This window comes from Desulfosporosinus sp. (genome assembly GCF_014237355.1).
GTDB lineage: Bacteria > Bacillota > Desulfitobacteriia > Desulfitobacteriales > Desulfitobacteriaceae > Desulfosporosinus.
Genome location: NZ_JABZFS010000023.1, coordinates 106,490 through 121,189 on the forward strand (window position 1 = coordinate 106,490; position 14,700 = coordinate 121,189).

The following is a 14,700-nucleotide window of genomic DNA, read 5'->3' on the forward strand; positions in this document are numbered from 1 at the left end:
TTGATATAAAAGCAACTTAAGCGCCATGTCATCCTGAAGGAGGAACGACTGAAGGATCTAGATCCTTCGCAAGGATGACATTAACCTAGACTTATTTCCAGGGCAGTGTTGAGGCACAAATGCTTGATTTATTCAAATGGTTAATATATTCTAAGTCAATGAGCGGAAGTAATTTGTATATTAAGTGCACATGAACGGAGATGTAAATCAATGGAAAGACGGGTTTGTTTGAAGTCCGTAACCCCTGGAAAAGAACAGAATAGTCACTTGCTTTATCAGAAAGAAGGTTTTATAGCAAGGATTATCTTGAATAGACCAGAGAAATATAATGCATTTTCTTTGCCGATGATCCGTAAATGGTCTGAAGCGCTGCAAGATGCACAAGAGGATCCATCCATTCGGGTAATCGTACTAACTGCTAATGGCAAGGCCTTTTCTGCTGGTGGGGATATCGACGCTATGATTGAAGGAAAAGGGTTCATCGGGGGCGACGATCATAGTGAGACCTGGGGAGATAAAGCCATCGATCGTAAACGATCTCTGACAAATCATATTCATAAAATTGCTCTAACCCTTGAAGCGATGGATAAACCAGTAATTTGTGGCATCAATGGAATGGCTATCGGTGCAGGCCTTGATATGGCTTTAATGTGCGATATCAGAGTAGCAGCAGACGATGCTCAGCTTTCCGCCGGTTATGTCAACGCAGGCATTGTTCCGGGGGATGGCGGAGCCTTTTATCTGCCACGTTTAGTTGGAGTCGCTAAAGCTTTAGAAATCTTATGGACGGGAGACTTTATCTCAGCTTCTGTAGCAGAAAAGATAGGTATGGTTAACAAAGTAGTTCCAGCTTTAGAATTAGAACAAGCTACTTTGGAGATGGCTAAAAAAATTGCCGACTCTCCTCCAGTATGCGTACAAATGATTAAAAGAGCCGTTTATTCTGCACAACGAACGAATGACTTACGGACAGCGTTAGATCTTATTTCTTCTCAAATGGCGATTGTTTCCGAAATGTCAGATCATAAAGAAGGAATAAATGCGCTAAAGGAAAAACGCAAACCAATATTTACAGGCCAGTAAACTCGTTTATAAGAGGGTTCAACTAAAAACATCAACAACAGTGTGACAACGGGTGTCATTCTTGCAATACTCAACTAAATCATCATATAATGAAACAGGAAGAGGATTAATCTAGAAATAGATAGGAGCGATTTGGTGGCTGGCAAGACCAATGATTTTCTAATTGTCAGTAAGAGTATTTTGCCCGAGGCTATTTTAAAAACTGCCCTGGTAAAAGAACTCCTTGCAAAAGGGGATACCAATACGATTAATGATGCTGTGGAGCGTGTAGGGCTTAGCCGAAGCGCCTATTACAAATATAAGGATGGCGTGTTTCCTTTTTACGAGGCTAGCCATGAGAGGATCATTACGATTTCCTTAATTCTAGAGAACAAAGCAGGAGTGCTTTCTCACGTACTTAACTTCATCGCCTCGCTCAAAGGGAATGTTCTGACCATCAATCAAGGGATTCCTCTCCAAGGAGTTGCCAACGTCTCGATATCTATTGAAACCGCTGGAATGGCAGACACACCAGAGAACCTCTTGGCTGGGCTTGGGGAAATAATTGGAGTACGTAAGATTGAAGTAATTGGTCAAACTTAGGGTCCTAATTTTACGTCTAATTAAAAAAAGAGAGCAGTGGGAAATATGCAAAGAACTTTGTAATAAGTTATAAGAAATGAACTAACTAAATGAATTAACTTTACTTTAAAAGTAAAAAGCACCTCCTAAGGAGATGCTTTTTTTAATTTTATTAAAAGTTGTCGTTAGTAAGTTTCAACTCTTTTTTAAACATTACAACGGTAGAGTATGGAAATCCCCCTAAAACTAGTAGCTGCCAATTGGCATGAATATTGCACTAGTATATTCTAACTATTTTTTTAATTTAAACAATTGTGAAGGGGCGGAGGTGAAACGGATCCTGGTTAAGTAAATAGCTGATAGGAGTGAATGGAATTGAACTACGAAACAGTTATTGTAGAGATTGAAGATGGAATCGCTATAGTCACTCTCAACCGTCCGGAAATACTTAATGCCCTGAATTCTCAAGTTTTTTTGGAATTAGCCGAGGTGACATCAACTTTAGAAAATGATGATTCAGTTCGTGCTGTAATTATAACGGGGGGTGAAAAGGTATTTGCTGCAGGGGCAGACGTAAAACAGCTTGCCACCCTAAGTGCAGTAGATGTAGCTACAAGTATCAGACCCTCAAGAAAAGCCTTCCATCTGTTAGAAAATATGAAAAAGCCGGTCATCGCTGCCATTGCTGGCTATGCCTTGGGGGGCGGATGTGAACTAACGTTGACGGCGGACGTGCGAATTGCTGCTGACACTTCGCAATTTGGCTTTCCAGAAATAAAGCTGGGTATATTGCCGGGAGGAGGCGGAACCCAGCGTCTTCCAAGACTTATAGGTCCCGCAAAGGCAAAGGAACTCATTTTCAGTGGGGATATTATTAGTGCAGAGGAAGCATGGAGAATTGGTCTTGTCAATAAGGTCGTGCCTGTTTCTGACTTAATGTCGGAAGCTAAAAAATTGGCAAAGAAGTTTGCAGCCCGTGGAGCTATCGCTTTGCAGTTAGCAAAAGCCTGTATCAATGAAGGACTACAGATGGAGTTGGAAAAGGGCTTGAATTATGAGCACAAATGCTTTTCATTATTGTTTGCAACAGAGGATCAAAAAGAAGGTATGACAGCCTTTATTGAAAAACGCAGACCAAATTTTAAAGGTAAATAGGGCCAAATGAGGAGGTAAAAAAATGAACATAGAAGATATAAAAAATATTTGCATTGTAGGTGCTGGCAACATGGGGCACCAAATAGCTGTATGTTGTGCCTTGGCTGGATATACAGTGACCTGCACAGATATTAGCCAAGAAATGTTGGATAAAGCAGAAGCCTTTGCAAAATCCTATTTGCCTGAGCGGGTTACTAAAGGGAAACTGACCCAGGAACAGGCAGACATGGCGTTAGGCAATCTTCGTTTTACTCCGAGCTTAGAGGAAGCAGCTGGAAGAGCTGATTATATAATCGAGGCTGCCGTTGAGAAAATGGCTATTAAGCGAAAGCTCTTTGCTGATTTAGATAGAATTGCACCTCCCCATGCAATCTTAGCCACTAACAGCTCCTATATTGTTAGCTCACAAGTAGCTGATGCTACGAAGCGTCCGGATAAGGTTTGCAACATGCACTTCTTTAACCCGGCTTTGGTCATGAAATTGGTTGAAGTCGTGCAAGGACCTCATACTTCTGAAGAAACTGCCCAAATAACCATGGAATTGAGTGCTAAACTTGGTAAAATTGCAGTTTGGCTCAAGAAAGAAATTTATGGTTTCCTAGTTAACAGGATATTGTCTGCACTTTCTCAAGAAGCATTGTTTCTAGCCGAAATGGGTATTGCCACCCCAGAAGAGATTGATATTGCCGTAACAAATGCTCTGGGTCATCCCATGGGCCCCTTCCGTTTAATGGATTTAACCGGCATTGATCTTACCTACTACCGTACTATGGAACGTTACCAAAATAGTGGTGATCCAAAACTTAAGCCTTCACCCTTGGTAATTGAGAAATTTATAAAGGGAGAATGGGGCAAGAAAACAAAAAAAGGCTTTTACTCCTACGAATAAAACGTATGATCTTACTGGTTAGCTAAATCTTTAGTCGAAAACAAGGTAGGAGGTGATTTGGTGGAAGTAACTCAAGAAGAGCTTAACATTATCAAACAAACGGTACGCACCTTCATGGCTAAGGAAGTTGAGCCCTTAGCCGAACAGATGGAAGAAGAGGACAAAATCCCACAGAGCTTGCTCGACAAGGCTGCAGAAATTGGCTTGTTTGGACTGAGCACACCTCAAGAGTATGACGGCTTGGGTGCGGGAATGGTCGGTAAAGTGATGATTTATGAAGAATTAGGTCGTGGCCCGAATTGCTTTACATCAGTCATCGGTTGTCACAATGGGATTGGCAGCGTAGGAATTGTGGAGTGTGGCAATGAAGAGCAAAAACAGCGCTACTTGCCGAAAATAGCTTCAGGAAGATTAATTGGGGCATTTGCCCTGACAGAGGCGTCTGCCGGTTCAGACCCTGGTGGTTTGAAGACAACAGCTGTATTAAAGGGAAACAAGTATATCCTAAATGGTACTAAACAGTTCATTACAAACGGTGATATTGCAGGCATATTTACAGTAATGGCTGTGACGGATAAGAGCAAGGGAAGTAAGGGAATTACGTCGTTCCTCGTTGAACGTAACTTTAAAGGTTTTACAGTAGGCAAAAACGAGAGGAAAATGGGATTACACGGTTCTCAAACGGCAGAGCTTATCTTTGAAGACTGTGAGGTGCCTGTAGAGAACGTCCTTGGTGAGCTGGGGCAGGGATATGTCAATGCTCTTAGAATTCTGGCCAATGGAAGGGCTGGTCTGGCAGCTAGAAATCTAGGTTCTTGTGAGAAACTATTGGAAATAAGTATGAGATATTCATTACAACGTATACAATTTGGCAAACCAATCTTTGAAAACCAGATTATTCAACACTATTTAGCAAATATGGCGATTGAAATCGAAGCATTGAAAAGCTTAACCTATGATGTAGCTCGCAAAATTGATCGGGGAGAGAAAGTGATCAAAGAGGCGGCTATCGTGAAAGCCTTTGGTTCGGAAGTGTATGGCCGGGTAGCTGATTTAGCGGTTCAGATCCATGGCGGTATGGGATATATGCGAGAGTGCGAAGTGGAACGATACTATCGCGATGCACGAATTGCTCGTATTTATGAAGGAACTTCAGAAATTCAACGCAATATTATTGCTGGTCAATTGAGAAAAGAATTCGCATTATAAATTTAAGGAGGGTAAGGCTGATGCAAGAGGCAGTTATTGTTGAGGGCGTACGTACTGCTATTGGAAGAGTAGGTGGTACGTTAAAACAAGTTGAAGTAGATTTTTTGGCGGCAAAGGTGATCCGAGAAGTACTTAGTCGCAGTGGTATTCCGGGTCAGACGGTAGACGAGGTTATCTTAGGTCATACCAAACAAAGTTCCGACAATCCTAATGTAGCCCGTTTATCATTATTGAGAGCAGGAATGCCTGAAGACGTACCAGCTTACACAGTACATCGTCAGTGTGGATCCGCGCTAACTGCCGTTAATAATGCTGTTGCGTCAATTTGGTCGGGGATTTCAGAACTAATTTTGGCAGGTGGCGCAGAAAGCATGAGTACTGCTCCGTACTACCTGAGGAACGCACGTTACGGATATAGGATGGGAAATGCAGAAATTCTTGATTCTAATACGGAGAGTCAACCTCGTTGCCAGCCTATTGAACAGTATGGACATTTAACCATGGGAATGACGGCAGAGAACTTGGCGGTAAAGTATAATATTAGTCGCCAAGAACAAGATGAATTTTCATTACAGAGTCAAGAACGGGCTTTGCACGCTATTGAGACAGGGTTGTTCAAAAGCGAAATTGTCCCTTACGAAGTAAAAGAGAAAAAGACGGTTAAATTATTCGATACCGATGAGCATCCACGTTCAACCAGTATGGCACAGTTAGAAGAATTGGCCCCTGTCTTCAAAGAAGGCGGAACGGTGACGGCGGGCAATTCAAGCGGGCGCAATGATGGAGCTGCAGTTGTGATGATAACAACCCCTGAAAAAGCACAAACATTTGGGGTGAAACCTATTGCTAAAATTATTGGTATAGGAGCCAAAGGCGTACCTCCTCAATACATGGGCATCGGACCTGTTCCGGCAACGCAAGCAGCGCTTAAAATGGCTGGATTAACTCTAGATCAGATTGATTTGATTGAGTTGAATGAGGCCTTCGCAGCTCAGTCTTTAGCTGTGGTCAAAGAGCTAGGACTTGATCTAGCAAAAACCAACGTTAATGGAGGCGCTATAGCTCTGGGACATCCTTTGGGTGCAACCGGCGCGATTATTTTAATCAAGTTAATCAATGAATTGAGGCGCACTGGAAAGAGATATGGTTTAGCAACCATGTGTATCGGTGGTGGTCAAGGCATTTCAACCATTGTTGAGAACTTGGCTTTCTAGATACAAGGAGAGAACTCACGCCTGAGTCCTTGAATCCAAAAAGTCCACGTTACAATTTCTGAACATTATTAATTAAATGAATATAGTTTAAATTGAAATAGATGTACGGGTAAATTGGGAGGAGTTTAAATTGGAATATAGATACAATATGCGTGACTTGAAGTTTATTTTAAAAGAGTGGCTGCCTACTGAAGAAGTGTTAAATTTTGACCGCTTCAAAGATTTATACAGTATCGATGATGTTGATTCGATTCTAACCGAAGCTTATAAAGTGGCCCGTGAGGTCGTAAGCCCTATTAATGCCCAAGGAGACAAGAATCCGGTTAAGTTCGAAAACGGAGTGGTTACCAGTCCTCCGGGATATAAAGAAGTCTTTCAATTTATCCAGAAAAATGGTTGGGGTTCCAGCAGCGAGTGCACCGAAATCGAGGGCGGAATGCCATTAATGTTGTTCAAAGCTGCTAATGAACCAATGGTGGCAGCTTGTCCCGCTATGGGCTCAAACGTCAAGCTTACTACCGGCGCAGCTAATCTTATCATTGATTTCGGAACCGAGGCTGATAAATCAAGATTTTTGCCTAAGATGTTTAGTGGGGATTGGCAGGGAACTATGAATTTAACAGAACCCTCAGCCGGCTCGGATGTGGGAGATGCGTTGACAAAATCATATCCAACTGAAGACCCAAGAATTTGGAAAATTAAAGGGACTAAAATGTTTATTACTGCCGGAGACGGTTCAATCTGTGAGAACACCATTCATATGGTACTTGCACGCCCGCCCCAGGGAACAAAAGGCTCTGCCGGCTTGGGTCTCTATATTGTACCTAAGATCTGGGTTAATGAAGATGGCAGTCTTGGAAAGCCCAACGATGTTACCACCATTGCAGTCGAACATAAGATGGGACTTAATGGTTCAGCAACTTGTATGTTGAATTTTGGGGAAAATGACGAATGCTATGGAATTATGTTGGGATCAGCACCTGATGAAATGGGTCGATCCAAAGGATTGGCCATGATGTTTAACATGATGAACGAATCCCGTATTGGCACCGGGCATAATGCCAATAATCAAGCGTCTGAGGCCTATGCTTTAGCATCTCAATACACCTCCGACCGCATTCAGGGCTATATCAAAGGTGAGAGAGTACCCATCATTAAGCATGCGGATGTAAGAAGGATGCTTATGGACATGAAAGCTCATACCGAAGGTATAAGAGCTATGATTTATAAAGGATTTTATTACCTGGATGTGACCAATAACTCTAAGGATAAGGAAAAAGCCAAGGAGTGTGCAGATATAGCTGCCATATTGACTCCTCTGATTAAATGCTATGGTAGTGAAACTGCAGCTTTGATGACTGCTGAGGCTATTCAATGCTTAGGTGGTGTTGGCTACACTAAGGAGTATCCTGTTGAGCAATATATGAGAGACTCAAAGATATTGACCATCTGGGAAGGTACCTCTTTTATTCATGCTAACGATCTTGTAGGGCGAAAAATGACCATGAAGAACGGCGAACCTTTCAAGAAGTGGATGGGAAGTATCAAGGATTTCATAGACTCAAATAAAAACGCTGCAGGGCTTGAAAAGGAATTTGGAACTCTCGCAAGAGCCTACCAAGCTGCGGAAGAAGTTTGGCAGACTATCGGATCCTGGCAAGCAGAAAAGGAAGAAAAACGTGAATTGATCAATTTATATGCTCTGAGAACCTTGTTCGTTTTTGCCCAATTATTCGTGGCTATGTGTTTGATGGACCAGGCAGTTGTGGCGAGTAAGAACCTGGCCGGATTAAGTGAAGACCATTTTGATTTTAACTTTTACAAAGGTAAAGTGGCCAGCGCCCGTTACTATATTAACAACACGTTACCCAATGTGTTCACTATCGCTGAAATCATCAAAAATGCCGATGATACTGTCCTTGAAGTTCCAGAAGAAGTCTTGATTGTCGGTTGATTTAATTTAGAAGAAATAGGATCCGGAGGGAATTAGATGAGAGAAATCTATTTGGTCGAAAGTGTTCGAACTGGCATAGCCAAGGCGGGTAAATCCTCTTGGTTTACTAACTTAAGAGCAGATGATATGGCTGCATTAGTGATGAATGAATTGATGCTTAGAGCCGGGCTGGAGGACAAAAAAGAAGAACTCGACGGGGTTATAATGGGCGGAACAGCACTTATCAATGACATGGCGGGAAATATTGGTCGCTATGCCACGATTATGGCGGGGTTTCCTTACAGTGTACCGGGCTGTACCGTTGATCGCTTCTGTTCATCAGGTGTACAAACAATTTTCAACGCCGTTGCTGAAATTAACATGGGTTGGGGATCAGAGCTGATTATTGCCGGTGGGGTTCAACACATGACTCATGTGCCAATGGGAACAGGAAACCTTCCCAACCCGCGTTTCAATGAGTTTACAGATAAGAATGCAAGCAGCATGGGCTGGACCGCTGAAATGGTGGCCCGCAAGTATGGAGTTAGCCGTGAAAAGCAAGATTTAATGGCTTATGAAAGCCATGCCAAGGCCCATAAAGCAACAATGGAGGGCTTGTTTAAGGATGAGATTCTTCCTATCGAAGTAGAAGCCCCTCAGAAGGATGGGTCTACGAAGAAAATAGTGGTTGATAGGGATCAAGGAATTAGACCAGAGACGACCTTGGAATCACTAGCTAAACTGGAACCAGTCTTTTTGAACGATGAGTTGGCGACTGTAACAGCGGGTAACTCCAGTCAGATGAACGATGCAGCTGCAGTGGTGTTAGTTGCAAGTAAGGAAAAATGCCAGGAACTAGGCTTAAAGCCAAAGATGAAGCTGATCGGATATAAAGCCATTGGAGTTGACCCAGCTTATATGGGGATAGGTCCTAGTATTGCAATCCCTCTGGCCTTGAAACAAGCGGGTTTAACCATCGATCAAATTGATTTATGGGAGATCAATGAAGCGTTTGCCTCCCAGGCAGTTTACTGTACGGAAGTATTAGGAATAAGGGATCATCCGCGTCTGAATCCCCGCGGCAGCGGAATATCACTGGGACATCCGCTAGGGTGTACAGGTGCCCGGATAGCAACAACTATTATGCACGAAATGCCCTATTATGGAGCCAAGTATGCAGTTGAGTCAATGTGCGTTGGGCATGGACAGGGTGTAGCAGCAGTATGGGAGTGGGTCGGAGACAGCCCTTTCTAAGGGATGTTTAAGGCACCCTCTATTCAGGGTGCCTTAAAACCTTCTTTCAAAAAGCCCTTCATTGTGTAAAAAAGAAACAATACATCAGGATAGAAATCGTACCTTGCTTATACAGTACACCCCATTATTCTGGTATGATGGTTAATTTACTTCTTTAATTAAAAGAATTAACTCTGCTAGAGCATTAATTATTAGAATAATGGAAAATTAATTAAAGGATAATCTAGAGTCTTATTATATTGCACTTATGGTTTTGTGTAATTTTTACACAAGTTTTTGCTTAACGATGATAAGTTGTCTACTATTTACACAATAGTAATAGTTATTGGAGTAGAACTATCCATTTAGACTAGCCTTCTAAGTATTAATAGGGCAGAAACTTTATCTTTAGTTTCCGATATTGTCTGAATAGTGTATATTTTATGTAGAATATAAACTTTCTCAATATTCTACAGTATTGGCATGATTCTTGTATTAGATAAAGATATCAGTTTCTACCTAATTATCTTTTAACAACTATTTATAGAAAGACGTTACCTAAGAAGTAATTGAGGTGGTGGTGTTTTAAAGACTGGGAATTTGAGACAGTAAGAGGGGGGATTGTGTTTTAGCTAAAATTTGTTAAATTCTTATGTTTTTGTTTTATAATTAAAAACTTAATAATTAGTTTGAGTGAGTGATACTAACAATTGAAAGAAAAGGAGGAATACTAATGATTGCTTTGTTTGTATTGTTATATTTTGCTTTAACTGCAGGCATTGGTATATATATGGTAAGGCAGAAAAGTAATGTTGCAGAATTCTTTGTAGCAAAAAAGGGTTTAACAGTTGGTCTGATTATTCCACTTTTGTTTGCCGAATTGATTGCTGGTGCAGGGACGGTTGGTAACGCTGCTACGGCTTATAAAATTGGAATCTCGTCCGTCTGGGTGAACTGGGGGATGAGCATTGGATGTTTAGCGGTATTTTATTTAGCAGGTAAAATGTATCTTTCTTTTTCTAAAAAGTATGGAGCTATGTCCGTACCCCAGATATACATGCATAGGTTTGACGCTAAGACCAGATCTGTAATGATGTTCATACTGGTTGCAGTCTATTTGATAATATTTGCACAACAACCGGTAGCGGCGGCGGGAATACTGGGCCCACTTCTAGGCGTAAATAAGATGATGATAGGATGGATCGTTGGGGCAATTTTCATTTTTCTCGCTATAACGGGAGGAATGAAAGGCCTAGCCTGGATGAATGTTCTCCACTCCTTTGTAATGTATTTAGGATTAGGAATAGTATGTGTTGTTGCTGTTACTGCTGCAGGGGGTATTGATAACATGCAAGCAGTGCTTCCTGCAAAAATGTTTGCTTTCAATCAGCCAGATATGCTGACGGTAATTGGGTGGGTATTGGGTACTTCTTTATCATTTTTTGCTGCTTCGACTGTGGTGGTGGTTCTGTTCGGTGCCAAAAACCAAAATGCCGCAAGAAATGGTATTCTATGGGCTTCGGGACTGGTATTAATCTTTGCATTGTTCCCAGCATTAATCGGTCTGGCTGGTAAGGTTCTGTTGCCTACAGCAAGTCCCAATAGCATTCTTTATGTAGTAGCCAACCAGTTGGGTCCAGTCTATGCTGCAATGGCATCAATGGGTATTTTGGCGGCAATTCTGTCTACAGCTCCGGCTTTGTTACTAATAAGCACTACAATGATTACTCAAGATTTGGTTCGTGTTATTAAGCCGGGTATTTCCGAAAAAGAGGAAATGAAATGGGCTAGGATTTTTACCATTTCACTAGGTTTAATAGCTACTTACTTTGGCATGCAGTCTACCTCTATTCTTGCTCAGATGGCTGGTGCTTTTCAGATTCGGGCTGTGGCCGGCGTAGTGCTGTTGGTGGCCATATTTTGGCCACGTGTTGACAGTAGGGCGGCATTCTGGTCGATGTTATTAGGTGGGACAGTAGCAGCAGTATGGCATTTTGCAGGTAACCCTTATTGTACCTCGTTATATCCGTCACTAGCAGTCGGAGTTCCTATACTAATAATCTTAACTTTAATGGCTAAAAAACCAATTGCAGATGGACATGACAAATATCTATTAGCTCTTAAAGAGTTAGATCTTGAGGAAGAAGAACCAAATAAACCAACAATAGCACAATAATTTCTATAACTTAGGATACTGGAACGAACCAACTAAAGATAGGTTTAAAAATATAATAGGGGGTAGAAAAAATTGTACGAAAATGAATACAGAAGTAAATTGCGTTCCCCGGAAGAAGCAGTTAAAGTTGTTAAATCCGGTGATTGGGTTTTTATGAGTCACTTTGCTATGTTTCCCCAGGCCTTAGATGAAGCCTTATCCAAGCGTGTTGGTGAGGTAAGTGATGTAATGGTTAGAAGTGTGTGCGCTACTGTATCCCCTAAAATATGTGCAGCCGATCCAGAGAAAAAGAGTTTCACCTATATGAGCGGCTATTTAAGTGGGCACGAAAGAAAACTAGGTGAGCAAGAACTTTGCTATTATATACCGGGTAATTATAGCGCCAGTCCTACACTCTTACGCAATGGAAGCACGTATCCGCCCGACGTTGCAATGATTCAAACAACCCCCCCGGACAACAATGGATACTTTAATTTTGGTACCTCAGTATCTTATGCACGGGCTATTTGCGAAAAAGCTAAAACCATCATCCTGGAGGTTAATGACCAAGTTCCTTGGGTTTTAGGTGGTGAACAGGAATGTATACACATTTCTGAAGTGGATTATATCGTGGAAAAAAGCTATCCTCTGCCTGTGCTACCAGCATCTGTGACAGAAACCGAAGCCGAAAGGGCCATAGCCTCATTATTAATTGAAGAGATAGAGGACGGAAGTTGTTTGCAATTTGGGATAGGGGGCATGCCCAATACAATAGCCAAAATGATAGCAGATAGTGATCTGAAAAATCTAGGAATTCACTCAGAAATGGCCACTACATCATACATCGATCTAATATTAAAAGGCAAAGTCAATGGATCAATGAAGAATATTGATAAGTATAAAACCGTCTTTACGTTTGCCATGGGCACGAAGGAGCTTTATGATTTTATCAACAGGAACCCGGCCTTTGCCAGTTACCCTGTAGATATTACAAATGATCCGAAACGAATTGCGATTAATGACAAACAAATCACTATTAACAATACAGTTGAAATAGATCTGCTGGGTCAAATAAGCTCAGAATCATCAGGAATTAAACAAATCTCCGGGACGGGCGGACAATTAGATTTTACCATGGGGGCCTTCCAGTCCAAAGGAGGAAAACCCTTTATTTGCATGAGTTCGACGACCACGAAGGGTGGCAAGTTAATATCTAGAATTGTGCCTAGCATAAAGACTTTCTCCGCCGTTACTTGCCCTAGAACTTTCGCCCCCACGATTGTCACAGAATATGGTAAGGCTCAGTTGACTGGAAAATCAACCTTTAGGCGAGCTGAAATGTTGATTGAGTTAGCCCATCCGGATTTCCGCGAAGATTTGATCAAAGCTGCCGAAGCTCAAAAGATCTGGACACGAACCAACAAAATCTCTTAACTTAGATTTCTTTAAAGGGTCATTGTCAGATTAGACAGGGGCCCTTCTTTTAATTATAAGAATTTTTGAATTACTTTCTTTACTATAACTGCATCGCTCTTGTATAATTATTAAAAGATACAAATTAAATGAGGGATTAGATGTGATTAGCAGTGTACACGCTGTTACAACAGACTTTTTTCCAAGATGGGATCCGGAATTATTATTCAAGATTCTTAATAATATTCATGATGTTGTTCTAGTAATAGATTGCGATACGACCATTGTGTTCGCTAACGAGGCATATGCGAAAATTTTAGGGGTTCCTATTGCTAAAGTACTAGGACGGAGGCTAGACAAAATTGAACCAGGAGCTAAGACACTCGAAGTACTTCGTACTGGCAAGTCCAGTTATTGCCGCCAAAGTTATTTAAGTTCTCTTAGTATAAATGTGGTAGGAAGTACGTTCCCTTTATACAGTGGCAAGAGAATCATTGGTTGTGTCTCTATATTCAAAAATATTAATGACGTTGTTGAACTAAATCGTGAGCTTGATCAAACAAAGGGTGTTGCTGACTATTTGAAAGAACAGTTAGAACAGGAAGAACGACTACCTAATTCCTTTGAAGAATACATAGGGCGGAACAGTCGCTTGAAAGAAACCTTGAGGTTAGCAGCCAAGGTAGCAAAAACAGATAGTACGGTGTTAATCCTTGGCGAAAGTGGCGTAGGGAAAGAGGTATTGGCTAGGATTGTTCATAATAGTAGTACACGTAAAAATATGCCTATGATTAAGGTTAATTGTGCTGCTATCCCAGAGGATTTAATAGAGAGCGAACTTTTCGGATATGAAGATGGAGCTTTTACTGGGGCTAAAAAGGGAGGCAAGCTCGGTAAGTTTGAGCTGGCACATAGAGGGACAATTTTTTTAGACGAAATTGGGGATATGAGTCTTACCATGCAGGCTAAATTATTACGTATATTGCAAGAAAAAGAATTTGAACGGATAGGCGGTACAAGGGCCATCAAAGTTGACATCCGGGTAATTGCAGCTACTAATAGGAATTTAGAAAAGATGATTGAGCAAGGTACTTTCAGAAGCGATCTCTATTATAGGATAAATATTGTTCCTCTCATGCTGACACCATTACGTGAGAGAAGAGATGACATTTTAGAATTGGCCAAAGCATTTCTTAAACAGTTTGCCAGAGAGGTGGGTCATGAGCTAACTCTATCTCCCCAGGTTGAAAGAATTCTCAAGTCTTATGAGTGGCCAGGTAATATACGGGAACTAAAAAATGTTCTAGAACATGCAAGCATAGTCTGTGGCAGTAAAGTCATTACATCTAATCATTTGCCAGCGCATATTACTCCCAAAAAGATTCGTTCGAATGTTAAGGAAAAGTCCTATGATATAAAAGAAATTGTTGCCAGTGTTGAAAAGGAGGTAATCTTATCGGCGTTAGACGCCTGCAACAATAACCGTTCCGATGCATTGAAGGCCCTTGGAATTTCCAGAAAGTCCTTTTACAATAAGTTGCATCAGTATGGAATAATTGATTTCGATTAAACTTAGGGTTGCGATTTTAGACGTAATATGGTATCCTATAAAAGCCTTCGGAAGAGGGTGTAAGTCGGGGCGTGGCTCAGCTTGGTAGAGCGCTACCTTGGGGTGGTAGAGGTCGCATGTTCAAATCATGTCGCTCCGACCAAATATATTGCATATTATTTTAAAAAAAACCGGGATGCGCTAACATCCCGGCTATACAACTGGCCGCAGTGAGCGGCGATCTGAAAGAGCAAGAAGCCTGGCAAAGTGGACTACTTGCTCTTTTGCATTCCTTTAAGTATTAAC

Annotated in this window: 11 protein-coding genes and 1 tRNA gene; all 12 read left to right on the plus strand. The window is 41.4% G+C overall.

All coding sequences use genetic code 11. The features are described from left to right. The first annotated feature begins 210 nt into the window (after nucleotides 1-210). The 12 genes from HGJ98_RS05810 to HGJ98_RS05865 all read left to right on the plus strand — a co-directional run bounded on the left by HGJ98_RS05810 (nucleotide 211) and on the right by HGJ98_RS05865 (nucleotide 14,557). Entirely contained in the window at nucleotides 211-1,083 is an 873-nt protein-coding gene (locus tag HGJ98_RS05810) for an enoyl-CoA hydratase-related protein (RefSeq protein ID WP_291350115.1), read from the plus strand. A 135-nt stretch (nucleotides 1,084-1,218) separates the two neighbouring features. Continuing rightward, entirely contained in the window at nucleotides 1,219-1,665 is a 447-nt protein-coding gene (locus HGJ98_RS05815) for an ACT domain-containing protein (RefSeq protein ID WP_291350116.1), read from the plus strand. Between the two features lie 354 nt (nucleotides 1,666-2,019). Continuing rightward, a complete protein-coding gene (locus tag HGJ98_RS05820; RefSeq protein WP_291350117.1) occupies nucleotides 2,020-2,799 on the plus strand; it encodes an enoyl-CoA hydratase-related protein in 780 nt (259 codons plus the stop codon). 22 nt (nucleotides 2,800-2,821) lie between these two features. Beyond that, nucleotides 2,822-3,688, plus strand: coding sequence for a 3-hydroxyacyl-CoA dehydrogenase family protein (locus tag HGJ98_RS05825; protein ID WP_291350118.1), 867 nt, complete (start codon nucleotides 2,822-2,824; stop codon nucleotides 3,686-3,688). A gap of 60 nt (nucleotides 3,689-3,748) precedes the next feature. Then, nucleotides 3,749-4,897: an acyl-CoA dehydrogenase family protein gene (locus HGJ98_RS05830; RefSeq protein ID WP_291350119.1), complete on the plus strand. Its 1,149-nt coding sequence runs from the start codon at nucleotides 3,749-3,751 to the stop codon at nucleotides 4,895-4,897. Between the two features lie 20 nt (nucleotides 4,898-4,917). Continuing rightward, nucleotides 4,918-6,111, plus strand: coding sequence for a thiolase family protein (locus HGJ98_RS05835; RefSeq protein WP_291350120.1), 1,194 nt, complete (start codon nucleotides 4,918-4,920; stop codon nucleotides 6,109-6,111). Between the two features lie 130 nt (nucleotides 6,112-6,241). Next, nucleotides 6,242-8,065, plus strand: a complete 1,824-nt coding sequence (locus HGJ98_RS05840; RefSeq protein WP_291350121.1) for an acyl-CoA dehydrogenase — start codon at nucleotides 6,242-6,244, stop codon at nucleotides 8,063-8,065. 36 nt (nucleotides 8,066-8,101) lie between these two features. Beyond that, a complete protein-coding gene (locus HGJ98_RS05845) occupies nucleotides 8,102-9,298 on the plus strand; it encodes a thiolase family protein (RefSeq protein ID WP_291350122.1) in 1,197 nt (398 codons plus the stop codon). Between the two features lie 712 nt (nucleotides 9,299-10,010). Beyond that, entirely contained in the window at nucleotides 10,011-11,453 is a 1,443-nt protein-coding gene (locus HGJ98_RS05850) for a sodium:solute symporter (RefSeq protein ID WP_291350123.1), read from the plus strand. A gap of 72 nt (nucleotides 11,454-11,525) precedes the next feature. Continuing rightward, nucleotides 11,526-12,866, plus strand: a complete 1,341-nt coding sequence (locus HGJ98_RS05855; protein WP_291350124.1) for an acetyl-CoA hydrolase/transferase C-terminal domain-containing protein — start codon at nucleotides 11,526-11,528, stop codon at nucleotides 12,864-12,866. A 142-nt stretch (nucleotides 12,867-13,008) separates the two neighbouring features. Beyond that, the gene (locus tag HGJ98_RS05860; protein ID WP_291350125.1) at nucleotides 13,009-14,415 is read left to right on the plus strand and encodes a sigma 54-interacting transcriptional regulator; all 1,407 of its coding nucleotides are present in this window, start codon (nucleotides 13,009-13,011) and stop codon (nucleotides 14,413-14,415) included. 65 nt (nucleotides 14,416-14,480) lie between these two features. Continuing rightward, a tRNA-Pro gene (locus tag HGJ98_RS05865) sits at nucleotides 14,481-14,557 on the plus strand. Nucleotides 14,558-14,700 lie beyond the last annotated feature (143 nt).